Raw genomic sequence first — 13,393 nt, forward strand, 5'->3', positions numbered from 1 at the left:
AGACTCGCCTATTTCTTAAGAAGGTACGAATAGTTGTCGCGCACAGCCCTGATGGTCAGGCGGACGGCCTCGGGAAGACCGGTGTTGACGGCATCGACCGAGACGGTGCGGACCGTGCCGGCGACGCGGACCATAAAGTGATCCTCGTCCACGGCCAGGAAGCCCTCGTTCTCGGAGTTCTCCATGTCCTCCTCGCTCCAGAACAGGGTGAGCTTGTCCTTGTAGGGACGACCCTCCTGGTAGGGGCAGAACACGGCGCAGTTGCCGCACTCGTTGCACATGCCGTCGACATGTACCACCTGATGCTTGGCCAGGCCCGGCACCTTAATGGCAACGTTGGCGCGGTTGGGGCACACGTCGCAGCAGACCTCGCACACCGAGCCGCAGCCCAGGCAGCGGGTCTTGGTGCAGTTGCGCTTGTCGCGGCACAGCGACCCCTTGCGCTCGTAGCAGGCGTCCTCGCGATCGGCCTGAGCATTCTGGTCGGCGTACTTGTTAAAGTCCACACCGGCGATGGCACGGGCGACCTCGGCGGCATCGGCGATAGCCTCGACCACGGTGGCAGGACCGCGACGGCAGTCGCCGGCAGCCCAAACGCCCTCGACGCCGGTGGAGGTGGCGGCAAGACGGCCGCGACGGTCGTGCTCGACGCCCGTGGCATCGTACAGGCTGGCATCGATGCCCTCGCCCACGGCGCAGATCACCGTGGTGGCGGAAAGCTCGACGGTCTCGCCCGTGGCGACGGGGCTGCGACGGCCGCTTGTATCCGGCTCGCCGAGCTCCATGACGTCGCAGGTCAGCACGGAGCCGTTGAGTGCCTTGGGCGCCAGCAGCTCGCAGAACTCAACGCCGTCGGCAAGAGCAAGATCGAGCTCTTCCTCGTCGGCGGGCATCTGCTTCTTGGTGCGACGATACACCAGGCGCACGTTCTTCACGCCAGCCAGGCGCTTGGCCACGCGAGCCGCGTCCATGGCGGTGTTGCCGGCGCCAATGACCACGACGTCCTCGCCCAGCTCGAGCTTCTCGCCCTTCTTGGCGGCCTCGAGGAACTCAAGCACGTCGAGCTCGGCGCCCTCGCGCAAACCTGCAGAGCCGGGCATCCAGGCACCGGTAGCCACGACCACGTCAGTAAAGCCCTGGGCCTTGAGCTCGTCGATGGACTCCACGCGGGCGTTGAGCTGCACCTTGGCGCCAAAGGCCAGGCAGAGCTCGGCATCGTGGGAGATATCGTCGCTGGCGATACGGAACTCGGGGATCACGTGACGGACCACGCCGCCGAGCGAGTCGCGGGCCTCGAAGATGGTGACGGGCACGCCGGCGCGCGTCAGGAAGAATGCCGTCGCCAGGCCGGCCGGGCCGCCGCCGATAACGGCGACGTTGCGCTCGCCGTCGTTGGCGATGGCCTGGGCGCGCAGCTTGGGCAGCACGGCGGTCATGGCCTCGCGGGCGGCCTTGAGCTTGCTGGCGCGAATCTGGGCGCCCTCGGGCTCGTAAAATGCACGCTCGCAGGCACGGCCGCAGGGATGCGGGCAGATGGTGCCGGTAATGAACGGCAGGGCGTTGCGCTCGATGATGATGTTGAGTGCGTCCTCGTAGCGGCCCTCGTCAACAGCCGCCAGGTAGGCGGGAATATCCTGCTGGATGGGGCAGCTCGTGCGGCACGGCGTGGTAAAGCAGTCGGAAAGCGGGCTCTTGCCGGCGACCTTGCGGTCGGGCAGCGGACGCAGCGGCTTCTTGTAGAGCGGGTTGGTGAGCGAGTCAGCCTGGATCGCAGTCACAGCCTCGAGAGAGACGCCCGCGAACGGCTTGCCGTCCAGATCGCCAAATTCGCCGGCCATCTGACTAAAGCGCTCGTAGCCACCGGGCTTGAGCACGTCGGTCGCCAGGGTGACGGGCCAAATGCCGGCATCGTACAGGGCGCGGATGTTGTAGACCGTGGCACCGCCGGAGTAGCTGATGCGCAGCTTGCCGTCAAACTGCTCGGTAATGCGGCGGGCAGCCTCGATGGTCAGCGAGAACAGCGAACGGCCGGACATGTACATCTCGGTAGAGGGCAGCTCGTTCCTCGTCACGTCGACGGGGAACGTGTTGGTCAGCTTGACGCCAAACTCCAGGCCGCGCTCGGCGCACAGGGCGATCAGGCGCTCGAACATAGGCACGGCATCGGCCCACTGCAGGTCCTCGCGGAAGTGCGTGTCATCGAAGACGATGTAGTCAAAGCCCAGCTCGTTCAGACGCTGACGGGCAAACTCATAGCCCAGCAGTGTGGGGTTGCACTTGATGTAGGTGTTGAGGCCCTTCTCGGTGATCAGATAGGTCGCGATGCGCTCGATCTCGGCCGGCGGGCAGCCGTGCAGGGTAGACTCGGTGATGGAGTTGGAGACGCGTGCCGGGATGGACTCGACGAACGCGGCGTCGACATGCTCAAACTTGCCCAGGTTGGCGAGCGCCCATGCGCGGCACTCGTTCCAGACGTCGGAGCCGCTGGCGTCCTTCATGCCCTCGATGTAGGCGTCGACCTTGGGGCTCTTGATGCCCTCCAGGTCATAACCCACGGACATGTTGAAGACAAAGCCGTCCGGGCTGCCCAGGCCGTACTCGCGAGCGATCAGGTGGCAGGCAAACCATGCCTTCACGTACTCGGCAAAGGCCTGCGGAACCTCGAGCTCGGTCGACCACTCGCAGTTGTAGCACTCGTCCTGCGCCACGATGCAGGGCTTGTTCACACACTTGGAGAGCTCCTCGCCGTCCATAACCTGAACGGTCTTAAGCTCAAAGAAGCGGGAACCGGCCACATAAGAGGCCACGATGTTCTGGGCAAGCTGCGTGTTGGGACCGGCGGCCGGGCCAAACGGAGTCTCGATGCGCTCGTCAAAAATGGGAAGCGCGCCCTCCTGGTTGGTCGTGACCATCTTGCGCACGCCAAAGACGGCGCCCTGAGTCTTGTGCTCCTCGATGATCCAGTTCATCAGCTGCGAAAACGGGATCGGCCTCATGATGTCGCTCATAGTGAGCTCCTCTCTGTAACGCCCGGCGAGACCGCGCGGCGGGCGCAAATACGGTGTAGCGCTAGCACAGCGCCGGCGACCCCGCGGAGGTCGCCTATACGCGCGTCGAATGCGGCGAAACACCCGACGCGCGTGAATCTACTTGTGAATTAGTAGGTGCAATCGTTGAGCGTGCTCCAGAGCTTCTTGGACTCAGCCATGGTCCACGCGTTGATCTTGTCCTCATCAATCCCAACGAACTCGCGATCCTTGTACAGGACGCGGCCGTTGATGATGGTGGTGCGGCAGTTTTTGCCCATCATGCCAAAGAGCATGTGGCCGTCGATGTTCTCCTCGCTCAGCGGCGTAAAGGGCTTGTAGTCCATAACGATAACGTCGGCGGCAGCGCCGGCCTCGAGCACACCAAGCTTGCGATCGAAGTACTTGCTCGCCATCTTGGCGTTGTTCTCGAACAGCATCGTCATGGCCTCGCACCAGCCCACGTTGGGCATGGCAGCGTTGTGGCGCTGAATGATCAGGAAGACCTTAAGGCTCTCGAGCATATCGTGGGTGTAGGCGTCGGTACCCATGCACACGGGGATGCCGCGGCGGAAGAACTCGAGCACGGGGGCGCAGCCCACGGCGTTGCCCATATTGGATTCGGGGTTGTTGACCAGCCAGGTGCCGGACTCCTTGACGATATCCATCTCGGCAGGCGTCACGTGGATGCAGTGGCCCAGCATGGTGTCGGGACCAAGCAGGTTGTGCTGCAGCACGCGCTCGACGGGGCTGATGCCACCGCGGTTGAGGCGGGAGTCCCACACGTCATTCATGCCCTCGCACACATGGATGTGGAAGCCGGTCAGGCCGTTGTTGGCCTCGGCCATCTTGTCCATGGTCTCGTCCGACAGCGTAAAGGTGGCATGCCCGCCAAACATGGCGGCGATCATGTGGTTGTCGTTATCGCGACGCTCCTTGGCGGCCCACTGGGCAAATTCGGCGTTCTCGGCAATGGCCTGGTCGCATTTTTCCTGGCCACGGCGATCGGAAACCTCGTAGCACAGGCACGAACGCATGCCCAGCTCCTGAGCTGCATCCTTAATGGTAAAGAGGCTTCCCGGGATCTCGCAGAAGCTCGCGTGGTGGTCGAAGATCGTGGTGACACCATCGCGAATAGAGTCCAGAATCGTGGCATAGGCGCTTGCCTTGGTGCCGTCGAGCGTCAGATTGTCGTCGATCTTCCACCACTGCTGCTCAAGATTCTCCAGGAAGTTGGTGGGGTTGCAGCCCTTAATGGCAAGGCCGCGGGCCAGACCCGAGTAGATGTGGGTGTGGCAGTTGATGAGTCCGGGCATGATGAGGTTGCCCTGGGCATCGACGTACTCGGCATCCGGGTACTTGGCCTTGAGCTCGCACTCGGGACCTACTTCGACGATCGTATCTCCGTCAATGGCGACCGCACCGTTTGGAATGAACGGGGCCTGAGCATTGCGGGTAAAGACGGAACCGTTAGCGACCAGAAGCATAAATGCTCCCTTCAACATCAGGGGCGGGGTTTGACACCTCTGACATGGCGGAGTGCGAAGCGCCGGCCTACACCGGAAACGGGCCCTCTCCCGTCAACGCTTCACCAAAGGGACAAACCCTTTGAAGTGCGGCTTGGCGCCGCATGACGTCGGCGGACGAGGCGATGCGCCCGCCGACGAATAGCACCGAATTGGTTACTTCTTGCTCTCGGGCAAGACCAGATCCACGGCAGCGTCCTTGGCAGCATCGATGTGCTGAGCCACGACCGGCGTCTGCGGAAGAATCAGGTTAAGGACAATGGCCATGATGGCGGTGGGGGTTACGGCATTGGAGCCGATGACGGTGGGCACCCAGGTGGGCATACCCTCGCCGGCAAGGCAACCGCTGGCCATCCAGATACCCAGGCCAAAGACGACGGAGGTACCGACGATGGTGGTAGTGCGCTGCGTGAGGCCCTCGCGGGTGAACATGCGCACGCCGTTCATGGTGATGGTGCCAAAGACGCCGACGGTCGCGCCGCCGATGACGGGCTGCGGGATAGCGGAAAGGACGGCAGAGAGCTGCGGGAACAGGCCGGCGATGGCAAAGACGGCCGCGATGATCACAAAGACCCACTTGTTGACGACCTTGTTGGAGCAGATGATGCCCACGTTCTGGCCAAGGGCGCTGGTGGGAAGACCGCCCAGCAGGCCGCCGACCATAGAGGTGAGGCCCTGGGACACGATAGCGCCGGAGAGCTCGCGCTCGGTGGGCATACGGTCGATGGAGCCCAGGCAGGCGGCAGAGACGTCGCCGATAACCTGGATGGCAACCATGGGGAACACGACGGCGAGGGTAATGCAGACCTCGGGATCAAACTCGAGCGCATAGGGCATGAGCTTGGGAAGGGCGAAGACCTGGGCGGTGGCGACGCTGGAGAAGTCGATCATGCCAAAGGGAATGGAGACGATCATACCAACGATCATGCCAAAGAACACGGATCCCAGCTTGAGCGTGCCCTTGCCAAAGTTGGCGAGCGCAAAGACCACGGCGAAGGTGATAAGAGCGACGCACCACGCCTGCGGGGTGCCCCACAGCGGCGTGCCCATGCCGCCGGCCATGTACTTGACGGCCGTGGGATAGAGAGAGACGCCAATGGAGAAGATGACCGTACCGGTCACGACGGGCGGGAACAGCCACTTGATCTTGCTGTAGGCCAGACCAAAGAGGACCGCGACGGCACCGCCGACAATCTCGCCGCCCAGCAGCGCGCCAAAGCTAAAACCCGAGGCACCCATGGCCTGCAGGGCCGGCAGGAACGCGAACGAAACACCCATGACGATGGGCAGGCCGCCGCCGATACGACGGAAGGGAGCGAAGGCCTGAAGGGCCGTATCGATCGCCGAAAGAATGAGCGCGACCTGGATGATGTCGGTGCTCTGCTGGCTATTAAAGCCGTAGACGCCGGCCATGATGACCGCCGGGGTAATGATGCCGGCAAACGATGCCAGTACGTGCTGAAGGGCACACGGGATCATTTCCTTAACGGGAGGCATGCCTTCGCGAGTGAACAGGGCTTCAGTGCCGTTCGTAACCGTCTCCTGGGTCATTTGACCACCAATCCTCGAAGTAGTTGTTTTCGCATCTAACGCTCTATTGTGACGCAGTGCGGGGTTGAGGTTGTGCCTTCATTGCATATCGTATTAAAGATGATTCTCATTCTCAATAATAATTTTTTGTTATCAGACTATTCTTCAGCTGAAATAACGCATTTCCGCAGGTCAGGAAAGTGTCTGGTCAAAATACCATCTAACTTTTCTTTTGGTCAACCGTTTACCGCTAAATTCCTACCGTTCGTCTGCATTACGCAATGTACCTGCGGATATACGAGATGATGGGCAGCGTGTTACCATGAGAAAAAATTGTTATGAACATTTCCGATTTCACCCAAAGGAGTTGCCCGTGAACGAGACCGTACGTCGCTTTTTGCCGATGGTCGATTTTCTGGAGCAGATACTCGGCAAGAACAGCGAAATCGTGCTGCACGATTTCTCGGATCCCGACCACGCCATCGTTGATATTCGCAACGGCATCGTGAGCGGCCGCAAGGTCGGCGGTCCCGCCACCGATCTGGCACTCAAGATCATGCACGACGCCAAGTATCGCGACCTGCCGTTTATTACGGGCTACGAGGGGCGCGGTGCCGGCGGCAAGACGTTGGAGTCAGCGACGTACTTTATCCGCAAGAATGACGAGATCGTCGGTATGCTCTGCGTCAACACCGACCTCTCGACCGTGCGCTCCATCAACGCCATGGCGCAGCAGCTCATGGCGTGCTTCGACGCGGCGCCGACGCGCACGGAGCCCGCCCCTATCGAGGTCGAAAGCCTTTCGGAGTCCACACAGGAGCTTATCGACCGCAGCATTGCCGAGCTGCTGAGCGCGCGCGGGCTGGATGTAGCGTCGCTTGGTCAGAGCGACCGCGTGGACGTCATTCGCCACCTCAACGGCAACGGGGTGTTCATGCTCAAGGGCGCCGTGGCCTGCGCCGCCACCGCGCTGGGCATCTCGGAGCCCAGCGTCTACCGCTACCTGCAAAAAGTTCGCAAGGAGGGCTAACGGGCAACATGAAGCGCGGCTCCACAAGCGATCCGTCACTTGGCAAAAGACCCTGCAGCTCGCACGCGCTGCAGGGTCTTTTTGCATGTCATGTTTAGTTGTGGCCAACGCCTTAGAGAGCGGCAACGACCTCGATCTCGACCAGACCGCCAGCCGGAAGGGCGGCAACCTGGAAGGCGCTGCGCGCGGGGAACGGGGCCTCGAACTTGGAGGCGTAGATCTCGTTCACGGCGGCGAAGTCGGCGATGTCGGCCAGGTAGACCGTGGTCTTGACGACATCGGCAAAGGTAGCGCCGGCAGCGGTCAGCAGGGCCTCGACGTTGGCGAGGGACTGCTTAGCCTGGGCCTCGACGCCCTCGGGCATCTTGCCGGTTGCGGGGTCGATGCCCAGCTGGCCGGACAGGAACACCATGTTGCCGGTCTGGATACCAGGGGAATACGGGCCGATGGCTGCGGGTGCGTTATCGGAAGACACGACGGTCTTGCTCATGTTTATCTCCTTACGATCAGTTGAGAAAGCGTGAGCGCGGCGTTCACACCGGGAGGCACAGTTCGGTCTGAACACCGCGCTTGATTGGGATGGTACTCAAGGTTTCTGTTTGATGCAAGAATATTATCAGCTTGCGAGAATATTTTATCGCCCAACGGTCTCCCCGAACCGCTGAACGGTTCTCATGTGGAGCAGCCAGTCCAAGCTGCTGAAGACTTTATCCCGCTTGGAGCACGGGCATCGCCTGCCGCAACGGCGCCACTATACTTTTGATTATCTGAGCATTTTGAAAGGCAGGATATGACCGCAACCGCCAGTCGAACCACCAACCGCAGACCCGAGCTTTTGGCGCCCGCCGGAGGGCCCGAGCCCTTTGCCGCCGCACTCGCCGCCGGGGCAGACGCCATCTACTGCGGCATGGGCAGCTTCAACGCCCGCCGCAAGGCCACCAACTTTACCGACGAGGCCTTTGAGCAAGCCTGCCGCGCCGCGCATCTAGCCGGGTCGCGCGTCTACGTCACGGTAAACATCGTCATCAAACAGTCCGAGATGGGCGATGCGCTGCAACTCATCCATCGCTGCTCCACGCTGGGCGCCGACGCCTTCATTATCCAGGACTGGGGCCTGTTCTTTGAGGTCAAGCGCACCATGCCCGGCATCGAGACACATATCTCGACCCAGGCGAACATCCACGACGACCGCGGAACCCTTTGGTGCCGTGAGCAGGGCGCCGACCGCGTGACTCTCTCGCGCGAGCTCTCCATCGACGAGATCGCCGCCATTCACAACGCCGCGCCCGATGTGGACCTCGAGGTCTTTAGCCACGGTGCCATCTGCTTTTGCTACTCGGGCCTGTGCCTGCTTTCGAGCTTTGCCATGGCGGGCCGCTCGGCCAACCGCGGCATGTGCGCCCAGCCCTGCCGCCTGCCCTACGAGCTGATCGACGAGAACGGCCGCTCGCTCTCCCCTGCCGGTCGCGAGCGCGCGCTGTGCCCGCGCGACACCAACACGTCGCAGCTTGTTCGCCGTCTGTATGACGCCGGCGCCGCGTCGCTCAAGCTCGAGGGCCGCATGAAGGCCCCCGATTACGTGTATTCCATCGTCGATGTGTATCGTCACCAGATTGATGACATGCTGGCCGGGGTCGCCGTAGATAAGGACGAGGTAGCCGCCCGTCAGCGCCAGCTCAAGCGCTGCTTTAACCGTGACTTTACGCACGCCTACCAAGACGGCACCTCGGGTGACGAGATGATGAGTTACGAGCGCTCCAACAACCGCGGCCAGATCGTGGGCACGGTGCTCGGCAGCCGCCTGACCAACCGCGATGTGCGCGGGCTCAAGCCCGACGACCGCCGTCGCCGCGCCGCCATCGCCCGCATTGAGTTGTTTGAGCCCGTGGGCAAGGGCGACCTGCTGGAGCTTCGCCACGATAACGAGTTTGACCAGTTCCTAACCACTATCGCTACCGATGATGCCGCCGCGGGCAATATCATCGAATGTCGCGTACCCCGCAGCATGCCCGAGGGCTGCCGCGTCCGCGTGATTCGCAGCCAGCGTGCCATCGACGCCGCCGGCTCCGCGCTCAAGCGCGATGTGCTGCGCCGCCGAGCTGTTGATGTGTCCGTCGTGGCGCGTCTAGGCGAGCCGTTTACCGTTACGCTCGCCTGCTGCGACGACCCTTCGCTTACGGCCACGGCCACGGCCTTTACCGTCGAAGCCGCCAAGACCCGTGCGGTCGAGGCGTCCGATCTGGTTGAGCACGTCGGCCGCATGGGTTCCTCTCCTTTTGAGGCTGCGAGCTTTGAGGTGGCGCTCGACGAGGGCTGTGGCATGGGTTTCTCCGCCGTACATAAGGTGCGCGCCGCCGCTTGCAAGGCGCTGGAAGAGGCCATTCTGGCGCCGTACGCGGAGCGCGCGAAAACGCTCGAGCTGCCGGCGATTGTCACCAGTGATTCCCGCCCCGCGCCCGAGCACTACCGCGACGAGCCGCAGATCTGCGCCACCGTCACCTCGCTCGAGGCCGCCGAGGCAGCGCGGGCGGAGGGCGCAACGCGCATCTACATGACCACCGACGCGCTCGATGCGGCCAAGCTCTCCCCCGCCGATACGTTTGAGCAGGGCATCGTACCCGTGCTCGATGAGGTCTGCCGCGCCGTTGACCACGTCCGCGTTGACCCATGGGTTGTTGCCGGCGCCACGGTCGCTATTGGCAACATCTCTGAGCTTGCCCTGGCCGCCCAGGTTGGCGCCACGGCCGAGATTCGATCCTGCCTGCCCGTGCACAATGCGCCCTGCATGGAGGCACTCGCCGAACGCGGAGCCGGCGCGTTTTGGCTCTCGCCCGAGATCACGCTCGACGAGATTGTCTCGCTCGGCGCCGCCGCGCCCGCGGCTCTGGGCATCACCGTCTTTGGCCGCCCGCGCGTCATGACAAGCGAGCATTGCATTCTGCAGGTTGCCAACGGCTGCATCCACGATTGCGCCAACTGCCGCCTGCGTGCCCGCAAGCTCTCGCTCAAGAATATCGACGGAAAGGTCATGCCGGTGCGTACCGACATCCACGGCCGCTCACGCTTGTACGACGCCTACCCCATCGATCTCACGCCGCAAGTTCCGCAGCTGCTCGATGCCGGCGTGCGCCGTCTTATGGTCGACGGAACCTTGCTCGAGGCCGATGAGATTGGCCGTGCCGTCGCTCGCGTCCGTCGCGCTGTCGAGGCGGCTCAAGCCGGCCGCAAGCCGGCCGCCCGCCTGCGCGGCGCCACCTCGGGCTGCATGTTTGTGGGAATTAGCTAACCGAAAGGCTTACACGTGAACGAAGAACCTCAAGTCCTCTATTGCGACGCCTGGCTCATGGCCATCGACAAGCCCGCCGGCATGATCGTCCACGGCGACGGCACCGGCGAGCGCACGCTCACCGACTACGCCAGCGACCTGCTGCTGGCGATGGGCGACGGCTTTGCCGCGACCGACATGCAGCCGCTCAATCGCCTGGACCGCAACACCACCGGCGTGGTGCTGTTCTCGCTCGACAAGCAGACGCAGCCCGCCTTTGACCAGATGATCATCGACCACGCGTTCGAAAAGCACTACCTGGCGCTCGCCGAGGGCAAGATCGACTGGAACGAAAAGCTCATCGACAAGCCCATCGCCCGCGACCGCCACGATAGCCGCAAGATGCGCGTTGGCGCCAGCGGCAAGCCGTCTCAGACGCGCGTGAAGGTGCTCAAGCGCCTTAAGAGCCGCCGAGGCCTTCCCGCGCGTTCGTATATCGATGTCGAGTTGCTCACCGGCCGCAAGCACCAAATCCGTGTACATCTGGCGAGCGAGCATCATCCCCTGGTTGGCGACGACCTGTACGGAACGCCGCGCCCCTGCGGCCTCATGCTCCATGCCCACAGCGTGTCCTTTACGCATCCCGTAACCGGCGAGCACATCCACATCGAAGCTCCCTGCCCCTGGGAGCCCTAAAACCTGCCAAAAAGGGACAGATTTATTTTGGCAGGTTTTATCTGGACAAACGTCAAAACCACCACAAAGGTTCCTGCCCCTTCGCGGTGGTTTTGGCCTTAGCCCGTCCCTTGCTGTTAGACCGTGATGACGTTGTCCATTGACCGGTACTTGGCTGGGACCTCGCCTGCGGTAATAATCGTTGCGTCGCGGAAGTCCGCGAACTTGACGGGCGCCACCATGCCAAATTTGCTGGCGTCCGAGATTACGAAGCGTTTGGCCGTATGACGCATCGAGATGCGCTTTACTTGGGCCTCCTCGATATCGGGCGCCGTGAAGCCCTGCTCGGCGGCGATGCCATTAGAGCCCCAAAAGCCACAGTTGAAGTTGTAGCGATCTAAGATTGCCAAGGCATCGGGGCCAACGAGCGCCTCGGTCTCGAGTTTGAGCTCGCCGCCCAGCACCACGGTACGCATACCCCGCAAAGCAAGGCGCTGAGCATGGGGCACGGAATCGGTCACGTAGGTGACATCTTCAAGGTGGGGAAGATGCTCGATGAGCCTGAGCGTCGTCGAGCCCGAGTCGATGTATACAAAGCTCTCAGGCTCCACAAGCGCCGCCGCACGGGCGCAGATACGCTCCTTGTCATCGTTATGGAGGTCGCTGCGCTCATTAAGCGTTAGGTCGCGCGTCACGTGCGCGCGCTCAAGACTCGTCGCCCCACCGTGGACCTTGGCGATGCGATGCACTCGGTCGAGCGTCTGCAGGTCGCGCCGAATGGTAGACGCCGTCACGCCCAGGGCCTCAGCAAGCTCCGGTACGGTAACCGAGCCCGTCTGCTGCACCATCGACACGATTGCGTTGAGCCTATCTTCCGCAAGCATCGCTTACTCCTCCTCGGGGTACACGACTCCCCAGTCGGCGCGAAGCTTGGTCATAAGCTCCATAACATCAGAAGCATAATCCAGCAGCTCGCGCTTGGAGTCGTCGCCGGCAACGGCCTTCTCAAGATCGGCCATCTCATAACACAGGGCGTAAGCCTCGGTGCCTGCGTAGACCTCCTCGCGGTGGCCGTCCGCAGTCCACACGATGGTCGCGTGATCGGCACGCGGATATTCGTTGACCTCGATATAACACTTGTCGAAGCTAATGACCGAGCGCTTGGGCTGCTTGGAGTGGAGCGTGAGGCTCACCACGCCCAGCTGCTGTTCGGCATTACGGCAGACGATGCCGCCCGCAACGTCAACACCGGTCTCACAGGTGTTGCCTAGAGACACGACCTCGGCGGGCTGGCTGGCCATAAAGAGACGCATGACGGACAGGGCATACACGCCAATATCGAGCATGGCACCGCCAGCAAGGTTGCGGTTGTAGAAGCGATTGGTCAGATCGCCGTACTCCTTGTAGCTGCCAAAGTTGAGCTGAGCGAGATTCATGCGGCCGAACTCACCGGCATCCATGCGACGACGCAGCTCCTGATACAAAGGCATGTGGAGCACCGTGGTGGCGTCCATAAGGACCACGTTGTGCTCGGCGGCAATGGCACGGGCCTCATCGAGTTCAGCGGAATTGAGGGTAATGGCCTTCTCGCAGAGCACGTGCTTACCAGCTGCCAGCGCAGCGCGCAGATAGGTGATATGAGTGTTGTGCGGGGTGGTGATGTAGACGGCGTCGATGTTCTGATCGGTGTAGAGGTCCTCGACCGTTTCATAGACCTTCTCAATGCCATACTGCTCTGCAAAAGCCTGAGCCTTGGACAGTGTGCGGTTGGCAACGCCCGCAAGCTTGCGGCCGGCAAGAGCGAGAGACTGGGCCATCTGGTTGGCGATAACACCGCAACCGATCACTGCCCAGCGGAGCTCGGGGGCAGTAAAAATATCGTTGGGGAATGGCTTGTCCTGGACCGAGGCAAATGCCACCTTAGCGGCTGCTTCGGCGTCGAGTGGAGCCTGTTTGGAATCTGCCATGATGTGCCTCCTAAGTCATCGGAAGTCCTTCATTTCAAACAACCCTATATTCGCACAATCGCGCGCGTATTTGCTCGTGTTTGCGTGTCTATTTGCTTATCGGTCATTATTTAGCCATAGTTGGCAGATATTTGCGCGGCTATGCGCGATAATGCGCATGCGACAATCCTTGTGAAACATAAAGGAACGGAACACCATAGCCATAAAAGACAGAGTAGGCTGTATTACTCCACCCCTCTGGGGGGCGCAGCCATCAAAGGACTGTCCCAAACTGCCGGCATATAGGGACTTCCCTAACTGCCGGCACAAAGGGAACGTCCTCAGCTACCAGCGTTTCAACGGCACTCATTTAAGTCTATCCCCAATGAGTATGT

9 protein-coding genes are annotated in these 13,393 nt (G+C 61.8%); 3 read left to right on the forward strand and 6 right to left on the reverse strand.

What is annotated here, in order from left to right:
- Positions 1 to 8 precede the first annotated feature (8 nt).
- The 3 genes from ygfK to I2D41_RS09570 all read right to left on the reverse strand — a co-directional run bounded on the left by ygfK (position 9) and on the right by I2D41_RS09570 (position 6,103).
- Positions 9 to 3,008: a putative selenate reductase subunit YgfK gene (ygfK, locus tag I2D41_RS09560; protein ID WP_195364343.1), complete on the reverse strand. Its 3,000-nt coding sequence runs from the start codon at positions 3,006 to 3,008 to the stop codon at positions 9 to 11.
- A gap of 149 nt (positions 3,009 to 3,157) precedes the next feature.
- Complete coding sequence (ssnA, locus tag I2D41_RS09565) at positions 3,158 to 4,513, reverse strand: putative aminohydrolase SsnA (RefSeq protein WP_195364344.1); 1,356 nt, start codon at positions 4,511 to 4,513, stop codon at positions 3,158 to 3,160.
- A 195-nt stretch (positions 4,514 to 4,708) separates the two neighbouring features.
- A complete protein-coding gene (locus I2D41_RS09570) occupies positions 4,709 to 6,103 on the reverse strand; it encodes a uracil-xanthine permease family protein (protein ID WP_006235052.1) in 1,395 nt (464 codons plus the stop codon).
- 352 nt (positions 6,104 to 6,455) lie between these two features.
- Between I2D41_RS09570 and I2D41_RS09575 the strand changes: the two genes are divergently transcribed.
- Complete coding sequence (locus tag I2D41_RS09575) at positions 6,456 to 7,112, forward strand: helix-turn-helix transcriptional regulator (RefSeq protein ID WP_271741695.1); 657 nt, start codon at positions 6,456 to 6,458, stop codon at positions 7,110 to 7,112.
- A 112-nt stretch (positions 7,113 to 7,224) separates the two neighbouring features.
- Here I2D41_RS09575 and I2D41_RS09580 read toward each other — a convergent pair whose 3' ends face one another.
- The gene (locus I2D41_RS09580) at positions 7,225 to 7,602 is read right to left on the reverse strand and encodes a RidA family protein (protein WP_035137477.1); all 378 of its coding nucleotides are present in this window, start codon (positions 7,600 to 7,602) and stop codon (positions 7,225 to 7,227) included.
- Between the two features lie 300 nt (positions 7,603 to 7,902).
- On the opposite strand from I2D41_RS09580, the gene I2D41_RS09585 reads away from it, so the two are divergent.
- A complete protein-coding gene (locus tag I2D41_RS09585; protein WP_195364345.1) occupies positions 7,903 to 10,398 on the forward strand; it encodes a U32 family peptidase in 2,496 nt (831 codons plus the stop codon).
- 15 nt (positions 10,399 to 10,413) lie between these two features.
- The gene (locus tag I2D41_RS09590; protein ID WP_271741696.1) at positions 10,414 to 11,073 is read left to right on the forward strand and encodes an RluA family pseudouridine synthase; all 660 of its coding nucleotides are present in this window, start codon (positions 10,414 to 10,416) and stop codon (positions 11,071 to 11,073) included.
- 116 nt (positions 11,074 to 11,189) lie between these two features.
- Here the strand turns inward: I2D41_RS09590 and I2D41_RS09595 are convergent, their stop codons facing one another.
- Both I2D41_RS09595 and I2D41_RS09600 read right to left on the reverse strand, forming a co-directional pair.
- Entirely contained in the window at positions 11,190 to 11,936 is a 747-nt protein-coding gene (locus I2D41_RS09595; protein ID WP_195364346.1) for a DeoR/GlpR family DNA-binding transcription regulator, read from the reverse strand.
- A 3-nt stretch (positions 11,937 to 11,939) separates the two neighbouring features.
- A complete protein-coding gene (locus I2D41_RS09600; RefSeq protein ID WP_195364347.1) occupies positions 11,940 to 13,019 on the reverse strand; it encodes a Gfo/Idh/MocA family protein in 1,080 nt (359 codons plus the stop codon).
- Positions 13,020 to 13,393: the final 374 nt, after the last annotated feature.

The sequence above is a fragment of the Collinsella aerofaciens genome (assembly GCF_015552075.1).
Taxonomy (GTDB): Bacteria; Actinomycetota; Coriobacteriia; order Coriobacteriales; family Coriobacteriaceae; genus Collinsella; species Collinsella aerofaciens_Y.